The organism is Hungatella sp. SB206 (assembly GCF_051132295.1).
In the GTDB taxonomy this organism is placed as follows: domain Bacteria; phylum Bacillota; class Clostridia; order Lachnospirales; family Lachnospiraceae; genus Hungatella; species Hungatella effluvii.
In genome coordinates this window covers 1,428,677-1,447,588 of record NZ_CP096603.1, presented here as the reverse complement: position 1 = coordinate 1,447,588, position 18,912 = coordinate 1,428,677, and the positions used below count along the sequence as shown (strand labels likewise).

At 45.5% G+C, this 18,912-nt stretch carries 18 protein-coding genes; 6 read left to right on the top strand and 12 right to left on the bottom strand.

Features of this window, described 5'->3' with window-relative positions:
- Both M1L66_RS06390 and M1L66_RS06385 read right to left on the bottom strand, forming a co-directional pair.
- A complete protein-coding gene (locus tag M1L66_RS06390) occupies nucleotides 1-891 on the bottom strand; it encodes a carbohydrate ABC transporter permease (RefSeq protein ID WP_006772925.1) in 891 nt (296 codons plus the stop codon).
- 105 nt (nucleotides 892-996) lie between these two features.
- The gene (locus M1L66_RS06385) at nucleotides 997-2,364 is read right to left on the bottom strand and encodes an ABC transporter substrate-binding protein (RefSeq protein ID WP_025529843.1); all 1,368 of its coding nucleotides are present in this window, start codon (nucleotides 2,362-2,364) and stop codon (nucleotides 997-999) included.
- A 306-nt stretch (nucleotides 2,365-2,670) separates the two neighbouring features.
- Between M1L66_RS06385 and M1L66_RS06380 the strand changes: the two genes are divergently transcribed.
- Nucleotides 2,671-3,489, top strand: a complete 819-nt coding sequence (locus tag M1L66_RS06380) for an MBL fold metallo-hydrolase (protein WP_025529841.1) — start codon at nucleotides 2,671-2,673, stop codon at nucleotides 3,487-3,489.
- 70 nt (nucleotides 3,490-3,559) lie between these two features.
- Here the strand turns inward: M1L66_RS06380 and M1L66_RS06375 are convergent, their stop codons facing one another.
- The 4 genes from M1L66_RS06375 to M1L66_RS06360 all read right to left on the bottom strand — a co-directional run bounded on the left by M1L66_RS06375 (nucleotide 3,560) and on the right by M1L66_RS06360 (nucleotide 8,012).
- Entirely contained in the window at nucleotides 3,560-5,740 is a 2,181-nt protein-coding gene (locus M1L66_RS06375; protein ID WP_006772922.1) for an extracellular solute-binding protein, read from the bottom strand.
- Between the two features lie 671 nt (nucleotides 5,741-6,411).
- On the bottom strand, nucleotides 6,412-6,621 hold the full coding sequence (locus tag M1L66_RS06370) for a hypothetical protein (protein ID WP_003503778.1): 210 nt from the start codon (nucleotides 6,619-6,621) through the stop codon (nucleotides 6,412-6,414).
- Between the two features lie 79 nt (nucleotides 6,622-6,700).
- Nucleotides 6,701-7,501, bottom strand: a complete 801-nt coding sequence (locus tag M1L66_RS06365) for a helix-turn-helix domain-containing protein (protein WP_006772920.1) — start codon at nucleotides 7,499-7,501, stop codon at nucleotides 6,701-6,703.
- A 13-nt stretch (nucleotides 7,502-7,514) separates the two neighbouring features.
- Entirely contained in the window at nucleotides 7,515-8,012 is a 498-nt protein-coding gene (locus tag M1L66_RS06360; protein ID WP_006772919.1) for a hypothetical protein, read from the bottom strand.
- Nucleotides 8,013-8,341: 329 nt separating this feature from the next.
- Between M1L66_RS06360 and M1L66_RS06355 the strand changes: the two genes are divergently transcribed.
- The 5 genes from M1L66_RS06355 (at nucleotide 8,342) to M1L66_RS06335 (ending at nucleotide 12,199) form a co-directional block, all read left to right on the top strand.
- On the top strand, nucleotides 8,342-8,755 hold the full coding sequence (locus M1L66_RS06355) for a cysteine-rich VLP domain-containing protein (RefSeq protein WP_009256047.1): 414 nt from the start codon (nucleotides 8,342-8,344) through the stop codon (nucleotides 8,753-8,755).
- 111 nt (nucleotides 8,756-8,866) lie between these two features.
- Nucleotides 8,867-9,262, top strand: coding sequence for a replication initiator protein A (locus M1L66_RS06350; RefSeq protein ID WP_006772917.1), 396 nt, complete (start codon nucleotides 8,867-8,869; stop codon nucleotides 9,260-9,262).
- 187 nt (nucleotides 9,263-9,449) lie between these two features.
- Nucleotides 9,450-10,394 carry a MobV family relaxase gene (gene mobV / locus M1L66_RS06345; RefSeq protein WP_006772916.1) on the top strand — a complete coding sequence of 315 codons (945 nt, stop codon included), beginning with the start codon at nucleotides 9,450-9,452 and terminating at the stop codon, nucleotides 10,392-10,394.
- A 43-nt stretch (nucleotides 10,395-10,437) separates the two neighbouring features.
- Nucleotides 10,438-10,593, top strand: a complete 156-nt coding sequence (locus tag M1L66_RS06340) for a hypothetical protein (protein ID WP_187383133.1) — start codon at nucleotides 10,438-10,440, stop codon at nucleotides 10,591-10,593.
- A gap of 94 nt (nucleotides 10,594-10,687) precedes the next feature.
- Nucleotides 10,688-12,199: a recombinase family protein gene (locus M1L66_RS06335; RefSeq protein WP_006772914.1), complete on the top strand. Its 1,512-nt coding sequence runs from the start codon at nucleotides 10,688-10,690 to the stop codon at nucleotides 12,197-12,199.
- 112 nt (nucleotides 12,200-12,311) lie between these two features.
- Here the strand turns inward: M1L66_RS06335 and M1L66_RS06330 are convergent, their stop codons facing one another.
- Genes M1L66_RS06330 through M1L66_RS06305 form a run of 6 tightly spaced genes read right to left on the bottom strand, consistent with a single transcriptional unit; the run spans nucleotide 12,312 to nucleotide 18,896 of the window.
- Nucleotides 12,312-12,800 carry a helix-turn-helix domain-containing protein gene (locus M1L66_RS06330; protein ID WP_006772913.1) on the bottom strand — a complete coding sequence of 163 codons (489 nt, stop codon included), beginning with the start codon at nucleotides 12,798-12,800 and terminating at the stop codon, nucleotides 12,312-12,314.
- A gap of 25 nt (nucleotides 12,801-12,825) precedes the next feature.
- Entirely contained in the window at nucleotides 12,826-13,812 is a 987-nt protein-coding gene (locus tag M1L66_RS06325; protein WP_025532133.1) for a hypothetical protein, read from the bottom strand.
- 2 nt (nucleotides 13,813-13,814) lie between these two features.
- Entirely contained in the window at nucleotides 13,815-14,645 is an 831-nt protein-coding gene (locus tag M1L66_RS06320; RefSeq protein WP_006772911.1) for a C39 family peptidase, read from the bottom strand.
- Nucleotides 14,645-16,471, bottom strand: coding sequence for a VirB4 family type IV secretion system protein (locus M1L66_RS06315; RefSeq protein ID WP_006772910.1), 1,827 nt, complete (start codon nucleotides 16,469-16,471; stop codon nucleotides 14,645-14,647). Before M1L66_RS06315 ends, M1L66_RS06320 begins: the two co-directional genes overlap by 1 nt.
- Nucleotides 16,468-17,151, bottom strand: a complete 684-nt coding sequence (locus M1L66_RS06310) for a hypothetical protein (RefSeq protein WP_006772909.1) — start codon at nucleotides 17,149-17,151, stop codon at nucleotides 16,468-16,470. Before M1L66_RS06310 ends, M1L66_RS06315 begins: the two co-directional genes overlap by 4 nt.
- A gap of 26 nt (nucleotides 17,152-17,177) precedes the next feature.
- Nucleotides 17,178-18,896, bottom strand: coding sequence for a hypothetical protein (locus M1L66_RS06305; RefSeq protein ID WP_025532131.1), 1,719 nt, complete (start codon nucleotides 18,894-18,896; stop codon nucleotides 17,178-17,180).
- Nucleotides 18,897-18,912 lie beyond the last annotated feature (16 nt).

Sequence of the window (18,912 nt, the reverse complement as noted above, 5' to 3'; positions counted from 1 at the left end):
CTAATATTCATATTTCTTATCTTTAACAAGCAAATTGGTTGCTACAAATAAGATAATGATAATAACCGTCATCACCACTGCTGATGATGCCGCCACACCTGCATTTGATTCTACCGACACTTCGGTGCCAAACAGTGCATTATACGTATAAACCATAGGCGTAATCGTAGTAGCGCCGCCAAATACCAGTGATAATGCGAAGAATCCAATCACCTTATTGGACCAAAGAGTCAAAGATGACTTAACTGTACTGGCAATGAGCGGAAAGGTGATATAGATCATCTCATGAAGTCTGTTAGCCCCCTCCAGTCTGGCCGCCTCATAAAAGTCTTCCGGTATCCCTTCAATCGCTGCCATATATGTCAACATATAATAGCCTACCGAACTGAACACATAGGCCACGCACATAGCTGTGAATATGTATGACGGCGAAGTCCACGGAATCTCAGCCAGCCCTTTCAATCCAATGGCATGAAACACTTTTGCAAGCAGGCCAAACTTATTATTAAAAACGTACAGCAGCCACATATAGCCAATAGCAATTCCCGAGATAACATTCGGCAGGTAAATAATCGTCCTGTAAATACCTTTCCCTTTAATTCCTCCAACCAAAAGCACCGCAAACAGAAAAGCCAGTCCCAATGCCGCAATTCCACAAAACAGCCAGATCTTGGCAATATTAATCATGGATATACGAAACAATGGTGTAGAAAATAGTTTTGTAAAATTATCCAGCCCCACAAACGACCATTGGGAAATCGGAGTCGTTACATTGGACATTTGAAACAAGCTCATTGCCGTAGTTCTCACCGTAGGATAAAGAAAAACAAACATATATAGCAAAAAAGCCGGTCCCAGGAAAATAAACAGTGTACTTTTTTTTGTTTTCATAGAATATACCTCCTCCAATGGTTCGTCACATCTGTTTTTGTGAGTAACCGCAACAGTACGGCTGCCGCATTTTAGTTAAAAACGGCAGCCCATTCTGTTTTTTTATTATTTCGGTCTGCACTCGCTAATAAACTGTTCTGCAGTGATCTGCCCTGCATACAACTTGATACATGCAGTTTCTATAATTGGCTGTGTATCACTATTCATGCGGATAGCCGTCTGAGACGGATAGCGGTAGGTCAACTGATCAAACACCGTCTTTGCATCTTTTAAAGCTTCCGGCCATTGGGCATCATTTGACATCGGTATAGCCGCAGCTTCTTCCGACATCTTTTGATCCCATTCGCCTGTGGTCAGATACACAGCAAATGCGAATGCCGTATCTGGATTTTGACACTGATTATTTATAGCAATTCCATAGGAACCGTAAGCGCCTGCTTCCAGACCGTCTACACCACCCGGAACCGTGGTAAATGCAAATTCTCCCCAATTAAAATCAGAACCTGCCGTATCCTTCACCTCGTTTGGAAGCCATGTTCCATTTAAGTACATAGCTATCTTTTCTTCCAGCACCATCTCCTGCTGCCCTAAAGGAAGCGTATTGGACCCCACATTCGATGCAAAATATCCCTTCGCTACCATATCCTCGAATACTTTTGCCGTTTCAAGCACTGCCGGATCATCCCACAATTCACCTGTTGTATCGTAAGCCAGCTTCTCAACAAAATCATTTCCTTTTAATCTGGAAAGATAATAGCCAAACATATTCTCCGCATATTTGTCATCCGTAGTAATTGGCGTATACCCTGCGTCTTTCAGAGTTTGACAAACCTCCGTAAATTCCTCCCATGTAGTAGGAACTTTGGTTATTCCCGCATCCTCGAATATAGTTTTGTTGCAGAACCACATGAATGCCTGCGGACAATACGGAACGTAATACAGCTTATCATCACCGATCTGGCGGGCCAGTGAAACCATGGAGGGCATAATTACATCTATGTACTTCTCACCGTTTGTGGTGGGATACGTCTGTTCATAATAATCATCCAACGGAATAATCGTATCCATCCAGTATGCCTGAATATTATCTGCATTCGCATCGTACATATCAATCTGTTGTCCGCCCTGCAGCGCTGGATTAACCAGCTTTCGGTTATCTCTTCCATTAAATGTCAGATCAATCTTCACCTCCGGATATAATTTCATAAACTCCGCTGCCGCTGCTTCTATTACTTTAGCCTGAGGTTCTGTAGAGTTCCAGCTTGACCAGTAACTTAAAGAGCCGGAATACTGTGGACCGCCGGCTGTCTCCTCCACTCCGCTTTCCTCTTTCACCTTTTCCGTCTGCTCTGTCTTTGCCGCCGTCGTATCCGCACCTCCATTAACAGTTGACGAACTTCCACAGCCTGCCAGGGTCGATGTACAGACAGCTGCCAGAACCGCTGCTGTAGTGAGTTTTTTTAATACCTTCATCTTCATCCTCCTCAATATGTTTTTGCGTTAAAATATCTTACGATTTTGTTATATCACTTTTATTATAACGTGTCAATATATTTTTTATTATTTTTGTTAGTTTTTCTTTCTTTTATTTATTATTATTTGTGACATTCTTTATTTTAAAGCATTTATGTCAATTAAATCGTTATAAATATTAAGTTTTTAATTGTTAAGTTTTTTTGTGTTACAAAATTTTATCTTTACTTACGTAATTTTCCTTGACAATACATGGGAACGGTTCTATTATAACGTTATAAAATTTCTTTTTTAATGGAGGATACTATGAAATTACAATTAAACGGAACCGGTGCATCTGAAGCTTTTCCATCTCTATTTTGTACCTGTAAATACTGCACAGAAGCAAGAGAGCTGGGAGGTAAAAATCTTCGCCGGCGCACAAGCTCATGCATTGACGAAAAAATTCTTATCGACTTTTCTGCCGACACGTATGCACTCAGTACACAAGCACACGTTGATTTAAGCAAAATTCATCATCTTATTGTAACCCATTCTCATGCAGACCATTTTTTTCCTACAGATTTTCACTATCTACTCCCCCCTTTCTGCATTGAACCGCATCCTTTCACGATATACGGAAATTCATCTGTCCATAAAAAATTCAAAGAAGAGCATAGAGACAATGCGGCACTGCTCTCGCATGTAAAGTTCTGCGAATTGACAGGAGGCGTACCGTTTTTCATTGATGATTATAAGATTACTCCTGTGTCCACGCTGCACGATGCAAAAGAGGACTGTTTTATTTACATTGTGGAAAAAGATTCCAGAGAACTGCTCTACGCTCACGACAGCACCTTCTTTCCTGAAGAAACATGGCGCCATCTGAGTAGTCACCGTTTTTCTCTGGTCGTCTTAGATTGTACCAGTATAGAAGTCGGACACCATTTTCCAAATCACATGGGGCTCCCTGATAATATACTGGTAAAAGAACGGATGCAAAAAGAAGGCATGGCCAATGAAAATACCCGGTTTGTCATCACTCATTTCGCCCATACCTTTAATCCGCTTCACGAACATACAGATTCCCTGGCCCGTACTAACGGTTTCATCGCCGCATTTGATGGAATGGTACTGGATATCTAATATTTCTGCAAAACAAAAAAACGGAAGGCATGTAACTATACGACGTCTTCCGTTTTACTTTAAAATGATGTTAATTTAATAAATCACGTTCTATAGCCTTCTGCGCAGTATCCAGCGCCTCTCCCGGCTCCATTACACCGACGCTCACGTTCTTTACAGCAGTCCCCAGAATGCTTAAAAATTTCCGTTCATTAAATGGTTTCATCTGATCCGGCGGCCGACGCCGGGTCTCTGACATAGCGAAACAATCTTTCGATAATTCGAGCCATGGAAAAACATCAACAATATCGTATATCTCATACGTTTTATTACAGGGAGAGACGCTTCCAAGCGCCGCCAGCGCCGAGGCCACCGGTTCCCTGGTCATCCATTTGATAAACGCCAGAGCATCCTCCGGATGACGACTCTTCTTTGCAATCCCCAATGATCCTCCTCCTATCAAAGGATTCCTCCCTGGAACAAAAGCACACCCCACTTTATCAATGATTTTTGACTGATACCCCAGAATCTCGGAGGCATAATTGCTGAACATAATGGACATTGCCACATCTCCATCGGAAAAAGCCTTTGCTGAATCCGTCCACCACGGCACATTGGCTGGACCGATGCACTTCATAGACTTCATCAAATCATGCAGGGCGCGCACTCCAATTTCATTGTTGATCTCAATATGTCCATTCTCCTGGTAAAGATTTTTCTGGTAGCTGAAAAATCTGGTAAGGAATTCTGTCGCTGCCACCCCCGTATTTCCAAGAGTCAGACTGGTGCCATACCGAACCGGCGAATTGCCATTCATTTTTTTAGTAAAAAAACCTGCAATCCGATTAAATGCCTCAAAGCTTTCCGGAACCTTCAACTCTTCACGATACATCTCCTGATACTGGCGCCTCATCGCCACATTTTCAAACAAATCCTTGCGGTAAAAAAGCAACTGGGCGCTGGGCGTCACGGGAAGTGCATAGACCCTTCCATTTACTTTGGAATATTTGTCCGTAAGCGCCGGTATATATTCCGGAAATATCTCAGAAATATCAGGATCAATCTCATCAATCGGAAGCAGTATTTTATCAGCAAACCACGACAGCCATGTCACATCAATTCGAAAAACATCAAATATTCCGAAATCTTCACAATTCACAAACGCCTCATATATTTCATCATAAGAGAATACTGCTATCTTTACCTCTGTTCCCGTCTTCTCTGTGTAAAGTCTGGCAAGGCCTTTCATGGCAAGCGCTTCCGGACTCTCCAGGGCCAATACATTCAGACACTTCGTCCCGGGTTTTTTCAGTTCTATCTGGTGCCACTTTCTCTGTCCATCATTATCCATGATGTGGTTTTCCAGCTTCGGTTTGTCCTTTATGGATTTAATCAGATTCTCTGCCACCTCTCTACCGAGATAACTATAGTTCAATTCATACTTGCTATAGTCTTTTTCAGGCAATGTGAAGACCGGAGCAAGCGTGTGTATGGGCAACTCATCTTTTCCGGAAAAAGAGTTCCTTATCTGTCGTATTTTATCCGCAAAGCCGATATTCGTCGTAAAAACCGCATCAACTTTCCTTTCCCCGATCAATGCAGTCAAGACCGTATGGGAGATTCTTCCCGCATCCGTGGAAATGTGGGTTACCGTGCAATCCCCCCCTACCTTTACCATCTGCTTAAATGCTTCTGCAAACTCATTTTCATTCGAAAAACGTGTGGAACCAGTAAATACTAAAATATCCTGATACCCTCTTCTCACGGCAGATTCCGCCATCTCCCGACCTGCTGCAGAGTAGTCGAAACCATAATAATCAGCCGTAAACTGGGGCCTCCGCTCAACAAAGCAGACATTAGTAAAACCGGCCTGCCCATACTTGTTTTCAGAACCTTCCAAACACGAAAACACCGCTATCCCTTCACTCATTGCAGATTTTGCCTGCTGAATCAGAAGAAGTTCCTCCTCCGGATTATCATTAGATATAAGAATATTTGTAGTATAGCCATTTTTGATCGCATAAGCCCTCAGACTGGTATAAAAATCGCGATAATGCCTGAACTGAATATTAGGCAAAATAACCGCTATAATATTGCTGCTCCCCTTCCTCAACATCTTTGCTTTTTCGTTGATAGTAAAACCCAACTGCTTTGCAGCCTCTTCTACTACCTTTATTTTTTCACTGCTAACATTTCCCTTCCTGTTCAGAACATTTGAAACTGTCCCCTGGGAAACACCCGCCAGATTTGCTACATCTAATATTGTCGCCATACGATATCCACATCCCATCTGTTTTATAACGTTACAAACTTATAATTCTATCATAACACATTTTCTTTTCTTCTGTAAAGAAGGTAAGGACACATAAATACTTAGCAATCAAATTTACTTGTCTGATTTAGTATGGAATAAAGTTAATTACCAGGCAGATTAGGTCAGTTTACAAGGAACTACACGCAGACCACGAAACGGGGGCTGCTGACAACAAATAAAGGCTGAGTATCAAGCACCGGGAAAGTGCGGGATATTCAGCCTGTTTTGTTGTCAGGGGTTTCCAAAGGGGCTTGCCCCTTGGCACACGACTTTGCTCGCAAAGTGTAGTGTGTTATACGCTCTGTCGGCGTTGCCGTGAAAATGCCGTTGCCGCCGGAGAGGGCAAGGGCATTTGAAGCGGCAGGAAAGCAGGGCTGTGATTGCGTGGCGTGGAGCCGCAAACGCAGGACTGGTTTTATCAGCAGACAGGGCGTATATGAAAGCCCCCGTTCCTCGTCCCACGCCGGACTTCGGGACAAAATGTCCCGAACTTGTGGACACACTCACGAAAAAACAGACGGATTTTTCTCTCAAAATTGAAATGGGCGGGAAGCCGTTTTAGGGCTTTGCTATTTCCCCGATAAACTTGAAGTTGTACTTATGCACAGGCAATCAAGCATCCCGTTTAATCAAAGCGGCATCGGAGTCCGGGCAATCACAATGACTGCCAAAACAGCGCCCGCAAACGCTGCTGCGCCGATAACTGCCGCCGTTTTTTTGCTGAGGTTCTTCTTTACTGCCTTACAGATTAGCATGGCGCAAACCACGCAAACAGCCGCAACCGCAAGCGCAATAACCAGCGTCTCCCATAACCATGAAAGTTCGTATAATATTCTCATTCGCTCACCATACCTTTCTCTTGCAAACTGGAAGTTACTTTTTCATATACACGCCTTTGCCAAATCCCGATTTATCCCTTTACTTTCTCCCCCGCTGCGGTTTTGGGTTTTTCAGCAAGTCCGACTTCTGCGCAATCCTTTTCAGCCACTTTCTTTCTTCCTCCGACAGCTTCCCATAGTTCAGCTTGAGCCGTTTACAGATAAACGCCATCGCCGCCTGTTCCGGGTCGCTGCCCGGAGTGGACGCTGCTTCTGCGGCTTGCAAAAAATCTTCCAGAGGATTGTCCTCCGGGACGCTAAAAAAATCGTCCTTATGGGCTTCCCGCAGGTCAAGGGCTATGCCGTTTATGTCCTGCTGTATTACATAGCGGCAAAAGCTGTCATCGTCAATATGGGCGGCGATAAGCTGCCTTAGCTGCGGGTCGGACAAGCCGGGATTGTGCTGCTTCATAATGGTTGCGCTCATAATATCCACAATGGCATTTGCGCTCTGTACCTGCTTGACTGCCGTTCCGTTCACATAGATTTCAAGGTCAGCCATGAGCCGGGGGAAATCCGGGTGTACCGCCAGTTCACACAAGAGGAAATTATCCACCAGCCCGCTTTTCAACAGTTCAATCATATCATCACTCACACGCAGGTCTGCAAGATCGGCGTTTGGGTGATTTTTTGTTTCGGACAGCCCCAGCAGGTAATCGGCGGTCACGCTGTAAAACTTCGCCAGCTTGATAAGGGCATAGTGGCTGATGTCCTTAAAATCCTCCGCTTCATAACTGCCCAGCGCAGACTTGGAGAGGTGGGTCTGCTCCGCAAGCTGTTCCAGCGTCAGCCCACGCTCTACACGCAGGTCTTTTAGGCGCTCTTGAATGGTTAAAGCCATATTTTGTTCCTCATTATATTGCCGTTATCATATTTTCTAACTTAAATCTTTCGAGCTGCGGAATGTTCTTGGCAGAAATATTTAGGCCATATTCTGGTTTCGACTTTTTACCCTCGTATGAATGGTAAACAAAAGTATTACTACTGTCGTTATCCCATGTGGTCGCAGGAATTAAATATTCTATGGGGTGTTCGCCATCATTTAGCAAAAGCAAGAACAAGTAAAGTGATTGGTCTGAAATATCAAAATATTCCTCCCGCATAAAAACATAGCCTGTTCCTTTGCGAATGGCTTTAACTTGAAACTTCAAAAATCCTCTCTTGCTTTCTGCAATAAAATCTATTCCATGGTCATCAACCTCGGAAGTATAAATGCTCACTCCATAAGAGGCTAATGACATTTTTGCGTAGTATTCACAGAACGTCCCCAGCTTTTGCCGGGTGAGGTCACTTCTTGACCAATTTAGGTTATACATTTCATTTCCACCTCCTGCTACATTTCTCTTTTTCATTCTACCACAATTCCGAGAGCGTGGAAATAGGCAGTTTTTTTGGCGGATTTCCTACCTCTTGGATATACGGGACGAACGGTCATTTAGGTGTAGACTTAGGGTAGTTCATCGATGGACAGCACCTTGAAAACCGAATGACCGTCCGAAAAGAAATACCCCGGCCGGGGAAGCACCGCAAGGAGACGGACTTCTGGACACTTTGTCCAGAGGTCACTTCGGGACAAGTGTCCAGAAGCTGCGGGGAGCGTGCCAACGCCGGAACACGCCGCAGGAATGGGGCAGGAAGCCTTTTCGGGGCGAACGGCAAAAGCGAAAAATGGAGGGAACGCATGAGAGATAACCCCTATAAAGACTTGCCACCGCTGGAACGCAGGCCGGACGGTTCCCTTTACCGCATGACCCCAGCGCAGCGGAAACAGGCAAACGCCCTGATCCGCCGGGAGTGCTGCTGTTATGAGGACGGGAACTGTATGTTCCTTGACGATGGGGACACCTGCACCTGTCCGCAGACGGTTTCTTTCTCGGTCTGCTGTAAGTGGTTCCGCTGGGCGGTTTTGCCGCTGGACAAGACGCTGGAAGCGGAGATTTTCCGGGATAAGGACTTGAAACGCTGTGCGGTCTGCGGCGGTGTGTTCGTCCCTAAATCCAACCGGGCAAAGTACTGCCCCGACTGCGCCGCCAGAGTTCACAGGCGGCAGAAAACAGAAAGTGAACGGAAAAGGAGGTCTACTGTGGACAGTTAGGGGCTGAAAAGTCCTTGATTTTCAAGGCTTTGCAAGCACAGAACAGGGGCAGGCAATAGAAACTACCGTCTGCCCCCGGAAACAGGCTTCTAACCGTCCACAAAACACGATATGGCAAACACCATTTATATCCATCAGCCGGAAAAGGCGGTCAGCTTTACCCGGCTTCCCAATTTCCTTTTTGAAGCCCCCACATTCACACCCCTGTCCAACGAAGCAAAGGTTCTGTACGCCTTTATCCTGCGCCGGACAGACCTATCCCGAAAAAACGGCTGGGCAGATGAATACGGGCGGATTTACCTCTACTATCCCATTAACGAGGTAGTGGAGCTGCTCCACTGCGGGCGGCAGAAAGCGGTCAATACCCTGCGGGAGCTACAATATGCCGGACTGGTGGAAATCCAGAAGCAGGGCTGTGGAAAACCCAACCGCATTTATCCAAAATCCTATGAAGCGGTTTCAAACACCGACTTCAAGAAATCCGGTTATGGAACGCCGGAGGACTGAAAACCGCACTCATAGAGTACGATAATCAATCCTCTTGAAGTACGAAAACCGGACGGTATATAGAAATACAGAGATTAAAACGATTTTATTTATATCTATTCCATTCCAATCCTATCAGAGATAGTTTCGGCGGGATTTTCCCTGTGGAAAACCCGCTGGAAAAGAATGGAACGAGGAAAGGAGCAGAATGGCACAACACGCAATCTTGCGGTTTGAGAAACACAAGGGCAACCCGGCAAGGCCGCTGGAAGCCCATCACGAACGGCAAAAGGAACAGTACGCCAGCAATCCCGACATTGACACCAGCCGGAGCAAATACAACTTCCACATTGTTAAGCCGGAGAGCAGGTACTACCACTTTATACAGAACCGTATTGAACAAGCTGGCTGCCGCACCCGTAAGGATAGTACCCGGTTTGTGGATACGCTGATTACCGCCAGCCCGGAGTTTTTCAAGAAGAAGCCCCCAAAGGAGATACAGGAATTTTTCCATAGGGCGGCTGATTTCTTAATCGGGCGGGTAGGCCGGGAAAATATCGTATCGGCAGTGGTACACATGGACGAGAAAACACCCCACCTGCATTTGGTCTTTGTCCCTCTGACAGAGGACAACCGCCTGTGCGCTAAGGAGATTATCGGCAACAGAGCCAATCTCTCAAAATGGCAGGACGATTTTCACGCCTATATGGTGGAGAAATATCCCGACTTGGAGCGTGGGGAAAGTGCCAGCAAGACAGGCAGGAAGCATATCCCCACCCGTCTGTTCAAGCAGGCGGTCAATCTATCCAAACAGGCAAGAGCCATTGAAGCCACGCTGGACGGCATTAACCCGCTGAATGCCGGAAAGAAAAAAGAGGAAGCCCTCTCCATGCTGAAAAAGTGGTTCCCACAGATGGGGAATTTCTCCGGGCAGTTGAAAAAATACAAGGTCACAATCAATGACCTGTTAGCGGAAAATGAAAAGCTGGAAGCAAGGGCAAAAGCCAGTGAAAAAGGCAAGATGAAAGATGCGATGGAACGGGCAAAGCTGAAAAGCGAACTGGACAATTTACAGCGGCTGGTTGACCGTATCCCGCCGGATATACTGGCGGAACTGAAACGGCAGCAGCGGCAGCATGGAAAGGAAAGGTGATTTTATAAGTACCACTATCAGATACAAAAAGGAAACGGAAGTCGTGACTTTTCAAGGCAGGGAAATCACGCTGGAAAACCTCTCCCCGGTGTTCACGCCGGAGCAGGAAGCGGCAAAACGCCGGGAACTGGAACAGCAACTTTATGAGGTGTTCCGCAAGTATGCCGACAAACGGCAGAGTGAGGAAGCCGGGGCATAAGGTTTTCCAAAGCCATCGTTGATTTGCGGGGCTGCTGACGGTATAATAAAGGTGTCAGCAGCTCCGTTTCTTTTTTAAGAAAAGGAGCGACAATATGAATAATCGAATAGACGCAATCTATGCAAGGCAATCGGTAGACAAAAAGGACAGCATTTCCATTGAAAGCCAGATTGAATTTTGCAAATACGAGTTGAAAGGCGGTAACTGCAAGGAATACACAGACAAGGGGTACAGCGGCAAGAACACAGACCGTCCGAAGTTTCAAGAACTGGTGCGGGACATCAAGCGGGGCTTGATTGCAAAAGTCGTGGTTTACAAACTCGACCGTATCAGCCGTTCCATTCTGGACTTTGCCAACATGATGGAGCTGTTCCAGCAGTACAATGTGGAGTTTGTGTCCTCTACGGAAAAGTTTGATACCTCCACCCCGATGGGGCGGGCTATGTTGAATATCTGTATTGTGTTCGCCCAGTTGGAACGGGAAACGATACAGAAGCGGGTAACGGACGCATACTATTCCCGCAGTCAGCGGGGCTTCAAAATGGGCGGCAAGGCTCCTTACGGCTTCCACACCGAGCCTATCAAAATGGATGGTATCAATACAAAAAAGCTGGTGGTAAATCCAGACGAAGCGGCAAATATCCGGCTGATGTTTGAGATGTATGCTCAGCCCACAACCTCCTACGGGGACATTACCCGGTACTTTGCCGAACAGGGGATTTTATTCAACGGCAAAGAGCTGATACGCCCCACGCTGGCGCAGATGTTACGCAATCCTGTCTATGTGCAGGCAGACCTTGATGTGTACGAGTTTTTCAAAAGTCAAGGGACGGTCATTGTCAATGACGCTGCCGATTTTACTGGCATGAACGGCTGCTATCTGTATCAAGGGCGAGATGTGAAGCCCAGCAAAAAGAACGACTTGAAAGACCAAATGCTGGTACTGGCTCCCCATGAGGGCATTGTTCCCTCCGACATCTGGCTGACCTGCCGCAAGAAGCTGATGAACAACATGAAAATCCAGTCTGCCCGAAAAGCTACCCATACATGGCTGGCGGGAAAAATCAAGTGCGGGAACTGCGGGTATGCCCTTATGAGTATCTTCAATCCCTCCGGCAAGCAATACCTTCGCTGTACGAAACGGCTGGATAACAAGAGTTGTCCGGGGTGCGGGAAAATCATTACTTCGGAACTGGAAGCGGTTGTTTATCAGCAGATGATAAAGAAACTGGCAAGCTACAAGACGCTGACAGGCAGAAAGAAAGCGGCAAAGGCAAACCCTAAAATTGCCGCCCTGCAAGTGGAACTTCTCCATGTGGACAGCGAGATTGAAAAGCTGGTGGACAGTCTGACGGGTGCAAACAATGTTCTGCTCTCCTATGTGAATGTGAAGATAGCGGAACTGGACGGGCGCAAACAGGAACTTGTGAAGCAGATAGCCGAGTTGACGGTGGAAGCCATCAGCCCGGAACAGGTCAATCAGATTTCCGGCTACCTCGACACATGGGACAATGTATCCTTTGACGACAAGCGGCGGGTGGTGGATTTGATGATTACCACCGTTGCCGCTACAAGCGACAGCTTGAACATCACATGGAAAATCTGATGGGTGGAACCCCTCCCGTCAGATACCTACCCTGTGTAGTCCCTTGTAAACTGTACTTTACATTTGTATAAATAATATCTTTTCCGCTTTTATATAAACTTCAACTGTTTATTCATGGTGGTATCAAATTGGCCCCCTCCCCAGGCCAATAAGAAATATAATATAATGCAATAAAACTAATAATCTTAATGTTACAATAGCCAGGCCATCTTCTAAATATTGAAATAGATGTTAATGCATCTTCCATAGTATGTGGTTTATTTCTATTCTCTTTTCTTATATGCACCTTTTTCTTTGTTTCCTCATTTAATTCTTTTGATTTACTTATTCCCGCAAAACAAAGTATATAGAGATTTGATGTCTGCCCATTATTTTTCTCGCGAAAACGACTCTCTTTTTTAACAAAACCACTAACCGTTAATTCCTTTAATGCCCTCTTAACCGTAGACACACTAATATGTAATTCCTGGCTCATGGTAGAAATTGCCGGATAACAAGTTCCTTCTTTATTCGAACGATCAATTAGGTACACAAGTACTTGCAAAGCCCGGCTCTTTAACGTGGATTTATAAGCAATCTGTTTCATTTCATACTGATTCATCAAATCTCCTCCTCGCTGTTCACATCTATTTTCCCGTTATATAAGGTTTTATAATCGTCTTAAATATACTTCCATTTATCACTCCATCAAAACAATCTGGCTGATATTCCATAAACAGCACCCGATGCTTATCTGTAGAAAACGAGTCTTCATAAGCTCGTCGATGCTCCTGGACTACAAATGAAAAAAGAATAGTGGCGCACTGATCCTCATACTGTTCCAACAGCTTCAAAGTATGAGGGAGCTCATAAGGCTTTGTCCCACATACCAATAATAAGATATCTGGCATTGTTTTTGGCTCTCCAATGCCAAAATCAGTTACGACAAACGAATACTCCTGCGTAGACTGCTGCCTATAATATCCCACCTTATCCATAACAAATCCCTCATCTTTCGGCACCATTTCATAATCTATCGCTAAACATTCCATATGCCCCGATTCATTTGCCTCCACATAGCAGGAACGGCCGCCTACCTCCGTCAGCCAATTTGCAAGCCCCAGTGCTACCGTAGTCGTGCCAATCCTTCCCTGTGATCCCACCACCGCGATCTGGATCCGACTGCATGAAAAATTATAGCGCTCCCCCTCATGGTATATCTCTTGTTTCTCCCTGATCCGATATTTTCGAAGTCCCTGACTGCTAAGACACTCCTCAATTTCTTCCTGCTGTCTTTCAATCGCTCTTTCGGTAACAATATTCCCAATCCCTGCCTCCAGAAGTTTTATAAACAACGCCTCTTCCTGCCCCAATCCCTCAGCAATTACAGTCACTCTGGCCTGGTACATCGTCAAGAACTCTTCTATCGCTTGCACAAATGCATCGTCACTGTCTCTGAACGCCCCTCGATCCAATATCAACTCAGTACAATGAGAAAAATTCCGCATATCATAAATAACAAACTGCTTCAGGATAAAACTGCCGGTCATCTTCTTGACCGGCAGCGTTCCTTCCCTTTCAATATAAAAATCAAGCAGATCTGTGTGATCCTGCGTTGTCATATATAAAATCAAAATTATGCTCCTTTCTTTCCAATTGCCCAGAATGGCCCGCCAGCCCCAGCTCCCTTTCTGGCTTCATTCATAATCAGAGATAAATCCCACTCCTGATTGCTGCGTTCTATACTGGCCGGATCCGCTACCAAAATCTTTCCTTCTCGCGTAACTCCTCGCAGGACAATAAAGTGTCCGTTTTTCGTGAAATGCCCCTTTGCCATAATCGCCACTACCAATTCCCTATTTTTCAGAGCATCCACAATCTCCTGAGCCGTTAAATTACCTTTTGCAGTCAAACCATACGATTCGGCCGCTCCCGGTATCAGGCTATGGTAAGAACCGCTTCCTGAGCAATAGTAGCCATTCTGATAGGACCACCCCGCCATATGCGGCGGATCTACTGCTTGTCCGGTCAGTGTAGAAATCACAATACTCATACTCGTAGGCCCGCAGCCACTGCGTCCTATCGTACTGTCTCCATAGGACGCCCCTGCCCATCGTTTATCCAACTGACTGTAATATACAACTTCCGTTTCTCCAGCATCTCCAAATACCACTCCCTCGTAAGTCTGGCCGTTCCCCTGAAGATAGTCGTTTTCATAAATACCGAGATTCTGGTGATAGCCGTGATCAATTTGAAACTCTTCCACCAGCTCCAGCTCCTCTGCATCCAGAAACACTTTTAATACCGACAATGGATTCGTAATCAGGTAAAGAGAGAATGAAATAACGAAAAGCAGGAAAGCCACCGGAGTCACAATTAAGACAATCATCCGGTTTCTGGCCTTTTCATCTGATGCAGCTCGCGCGGCTATGCCCACGGCTGTCTTAATCACAACCGGTGAAATCATCAGCGGCCACCCGCCTTTCCCATATATTGAAACTTGTATTCCGGAATATCAAACTGAATGTGAAGCCGCTTTGCTCCGACAATAAAAAGGGCATGTCCTCTCCGTCTCGCCAGCAGCAATTCTTGTTCGGCCTCCGTAAGATCATAGAGCTGTCTGGTTTCTTTTAAGTTCGGCCCATCCGTTCCCATCAGGATTTTATAGCAGGGCACATCCAAAAGGGCCTGTCCGTACTGCCGGATTGATTCGCTTAGAAAGTCACGGACACTGTGAGAAATAATCGCCACCGCCGCCTCATACTTCCTTGCACGTTTCATCATATTGCGCAAATATACCATAGCCTGTGGAACTTTCTGGTCGATCATCAAATAAGCCTCATCCCCTGCCATTAAAATCCGTTCACTCCTATCCCAGCTCATCAACCGCCAGTTATACAGCATAATCAGGAAATACTGGGCGCGCTGCACATTTTCTCCCGTCTCCTGAAGCGCATGGGTATCCAGTACTAGGAAACGGGCGCTGCTTGCCACTGTGCTGTGCCCATTCCAGATAAAACTGTCAGCTCCGTATACCAGATCGTAGAGAAGGTTAAGCAGTTCCTTATATACAATTTCACCCGGTTGTTCTTCAGCTCGGCTCTTCAGCAGCAGATAAAGGTCTGTAAAAACAGGAAAATCCTTTGCTTCCAACTCTAAAATATCCGTATCCCAATCAATCCGAAACTGCGCATACAGTTCTACCAGACAGCGTTTCAGAGTAGCTTTCTGCATATCCGACAGGGACGGAAGATAGAGGCCAAACCAGATATCGAGATTTTTCAAGTGCATGGCGAGATCATTAATTCCGTAGCCTTCATCACGGTACAGCCGGTTCTCTTCAGGTTCCTCTTCATCATCTCTGGGAGACGGCAGTACCTGCAATGGGTTTAACCTCCCCTTAAAACCGCCTGTAGCGCTGATCCAGTCTCCGGAGAGTTTCTGACACATTTCCTTGTACTCACTTTCCGGATCGATGACAATAATTTTTGTACCTCTCATATATTCAGACAGCAGGATATGCTTCACCGCGGTAGATTTACCAACCCCTGAATTTCCCATGACACAGAAATTGCTGTTAGTCCTGTCGCCTCCCCGTTTCCATGGATCCACAATAATCAGACCGCCGCTGGTATCTTTTGCAAAATAGTAGCCGCTTCCATCGTTAAATCCGCTGCTTGCAAAAGGAAATCCACCCACAAAGGTCGAAATCGGCACTACTTTCTGCAAAATTGTTTCGATCTTACTATGATTGGGGTACGTTGGACTTAAATGCATGAAACACTCTTTCTGAAGGTTTGGAATCACCCGCATCTTGCATTTCATAACGCTGATACTGCTCTCTGCCCTCCGGCAGATTCTTTTGAAGATCTTCTCGTCACTGGAAACCGGCATAACCGACACACTCATAAGCCCCACGGTCTCACCTTCCCGGTCGATCTGTGCGATTACAGTCTCCCCGTCTTCCGCAGCTTTTTCCGCTCTTTGGCGGGAAAGTGGATCTTTCGCCGCCTCCGCAATCCCTCTCTGCTGCACAACACTGCGTGAGATACTATTGATTAATTCCGCATTATCGACGGGATTGAATCCAATGGACACGATTGTACTGGGAATATTAGTAATCTTGGACAGCCACTCAGATTCCACCGTCTGGGGATAACGGATAATCCCGTAGATTTTCCCCACATTTTCTCCTATGGAAAGTTGATTTTTTTGAAATTCCAGGCCAACCGGCGTAATGGTATTTAGCAGGGCTGGATTCTCCCTTATCACTTCCATATCTCGTTTTTTCATACAATGCCCTCCTTCAGCAATGGAATCGTTGCTTCGTAGTCTGGTTCTTCTAAATGAGAATACGCCGGATTATGGACCAGATTCAGCAGCCGGACAATCTCTTTTTCCTGCAAAATATCACACAGTACACCACCAGCACTGAATTTTTCACAGAGCAGAGCCGCCGTTTTCTGTAAATCCGCCTCACAGCCCTCAGCCTGCTTTTCCCAGATCATAAGATAAAACTGGCGTTCCACAATATCTCCGGATAAGGCATATCCACTCATCTGCACAATTTCCTGCTTTAACAGTTCTTTCTGCTTCTCCCCTGCCTCTGGAAGCAATTCAGTCATTTCCTGGATGACTGGTGAGATATCCACTGGTCTGGATACCGCCAGAAATTTAAAAGGTCTCTGAATATCTGATAGTTCTGCTGTTAAAGTCCTGATCAAAGTATTTTTCTCTGAGGTACTGTATAAATCAATGCTGATGGCGTGAATTCTCAAATAAAGAAAAACATAGCCATCCCTCGAATAAAGAAATTTATCCCGGATATCCTTCACGTTCATAAACTCCTGAGCCGTTTGCATGGCAGCTTGTTCTCCGGAAGCCGGCTGCCGTTTTTTATCTGCTCGTAAGAAGTACAAAAGAATACCGCCACCCATAAGAGTGACGGTCAGTGTAACCATCGGTATGATCATAGTCTGCAAAATAGTATCCTCCTCGGTTAGTTGGCAGGACGAATATGCCAGTCAAAAAACAAGTTGCCCCGAACGGTCAGATCATCGGTTAAGTGGATTTTCAGCATTCCCGCCGGGGTCCATGCATCCAGAACTTCTCCATATACTTCATACGGTCCATCCGGAAACCATACCGGCGAAAAATGAGATCTTCGCTGATAGGTACTGTATGGATTCTTTTGTAATTCAAAACTGGATGCATATCCTCCTGCCATTCGTTCTAACAGTCTCCAATACGTCTGATAGGCAAATTCAGGGAAATAGGTTACAACGTTTTGAGCTCCGGTTATTGCTGCAGATGAGGCATCAGAACTCACTCTGGCAGTTGCCTTCACATTAATCCCGTACCCGGATTTCATAACGCAGCCTTCCGCTGTTGGATTCCTCTCGTCGGGCTTGATTGACATGGAAGCGGATATACTGGCAAAGTATGGAATCCAGTCAAATTCATACCAGCCATGATCACAATAATACCCGGACTCATCTTCGCTCCCGTCGTGATATACCCAATGTTCCTGCCACCAGCAATCCCACTCTCCCCAGGTCAGCTCTGTCACATCTCGTTTATTTGGCACGTTTGGAAGGCGGTAGCTGTCGTTTCGATCGTTGGCCTGGGGATCCGGCGGTGGATTTTCATTCAAATCTACAACACGTACCGTCATTTGAGTCGTGCTCAAAGTTCCTTTATTGGATGATATCGTAATCTTGATATCCTGAGGTGTTGAAGGAGTATGCCATTTTACCCACACCAGCTGACTGCCGCCTTCTGGCATTACAATATCGGTCATCTGACACCTTCTCCCCTTAATGCGAAAAGTAACAGTGGCCTTGCTTCTGTTATTGATTTCCCGGTCAGAATACAGGCTTACTGCCGTAATCACATCCGTGTCGACTCGATATTCCTGATCGTATTCCATTTCTGTTACAGGAGGATCTTCTTCCGGCTGTGCCGCATAACTTACTATTCCGATTCCCAAAATCAAGATCATCTCGTTGGTTGTTCTGGCGCTTCCTTTTGGGCCGGTATAAGCCTTAAAGCCTAAATCATCACGCTCTAAAAACATGGATAAGGCAAAATTTTTCATTACAACCGTGGGAAAATGACTTCCTAAGTCTCCATTAGTTGTACGGTTATAAAGCCCGGCTTCCGTAACTGTCATAGCAAAAAATAAGTGATTGTACCAAAGATAGATTACAGGCTCTAAAATCACTTTATACTTGCCGGAAATCAAATCATTTAGCTCAATCCCTGTATAAGAAGCCACCATGGACGCAGCCCCTTCGGAACAAAAATAAGTTTTAATCGCATTCATGTCTGCTTTTCCGCTATTGGTTGTGATGATTTTGGGGATAGGGGTATCCGGATGAAAATACTCGTATTGTGTTTGTATATTCAGTGCTGCGCCATTTCGATATTGAAGTTTGCTCACTTTTCCAAAATTAAAAATATCGCTTGATACAGCCGCCACATTACTGTTGGTAAAATCAATCGGTGACGTCACCTGTTGGCCGGTTCCTGCATCTACTATCGTAATACGAATTCCTTCATAACCAGTTGGCCATTCATATCCTGCTACTCCCTGATTGACATGGCCGCCTCCTCCATCTATATTTCCATCCCCCTGTATCGCAAATGCCTTTGCAGACGGAACCAACCACAAGCATATACAAAGAATAATTGATAACAGCCTATGCTTTAATTTCATATGACTCCCTTCTTAA

Bases quoted from the DNA above. Each gene is read 5' to 3' on its own strand.
- M1L66_RS06390 (WP_006772925.1), bottom strand. From the start codon at position 891: ATGAAAACAAAAAAAAGTACACTGTTTATTTTCCTGGGACCGGCTTTT.
- M1L66_RS06385 (WP_025529843.1), bottom strand. From the start codon at position 2,364: ATGAAGGTATTAAAAAAACTCACTACAGCAGCGGTTCTGGCAGCTGTC.
- M1L66_RS06380 (WP_025529841.1), top strand. From the start codon at position 2,671: ATGAAATTACAATTAAACGGAACCGGTGCATCTGAAGCTTTTCCATCT.
- M1L66_RS06375 (WP_006772922.1), bottom strand. From the start codon at position 5,740: ATGGCGACAATATTAGATGTAGCAAATCTGGCGGGTGTTTCCCAGGGG.
- M1L66_RS06370 (WP_003503778.1), bottom strand. From the start codon at position 6,621: ATGAGAATATTATACGAACTTTCATGGTTATGGGAGACGCTGGTTATT.
- M1L66_RS06365 (WP_006772920.1), bottom strand. From the start codon at position 7,501: ATGGCTTTAACCATTCAAGAGCGCCTAAAAGACCTGCGTGTAGAGCGT.
- M1L66_RS06360 (WP_006772919.1), bottom strand. From the start codon at position 8,012: ATGAAAAAGAGAAATGTAGCAGGAGGTGGAAATGAAATGTATAACCTA.
- M1L66_RS06355 (WP_009256047.1), top strand. From the start codon at position 8,342: ATGAGAGATAACCCCTATAAAGACTTGCCACCGCTGGAACGCAGGCCG.
- M1L66_RS06350 (WP_006772917.1), top strand. From the start codon at position 8,867: ATGGCAAACACCATTTATATCCATCAGCCGGAAAAGGCGGTCAGCTTT.
- mobV (WP_006772916.1), top strand. From the start codon at position 9,450: ATGGCACAACACGCAATCTTGCGGTTTGAGAAACACAAGGGCAACCCG.
- M1L66_RS06335 (WP_006772914.1), top strand. From the start codon at position 10,688: ATGAATAATCGAATAGACGCAATCTATGCAAGGCAATCGGTAGACAAA.
- M1L66_RS06330 (WP_006772913.1), bottom strand. From the start codon at position 12,800: ATGAATCAGTATGAAATGAAACAGATTGCTTATAAATCCACGTTAAAG.
- M1L66_RS06320 (WP_006772911.1), bottom strand. From the start codon at position 14,645: ATGATTTCACCGGTTGTGATTAAGACAGCCGTGGGCATAGCCGCGCGA.
- M1L66_RS06315 (WP_006772910.1), bottom strand. From the start codon at position 16,471: ATGAAAAAACGAGATATGGAAGTGATAAGGGAGAATCCAGCCCTGCTA.
- M1L66_RS06310 (WP_006772909.1), bottom strand. From the start codon at position 17,151: ATGATCATACCGATGGTTACACTGACCGTCACTCTTATGGGTGGCGGT.
- M1L66_RS06305 (WP_025532131.1), bottom strand. From the start codon at position 18,896: ATGAAATTAAAGCATAGGCTGTTATCAATTATTCTTTGTATATGCTTG.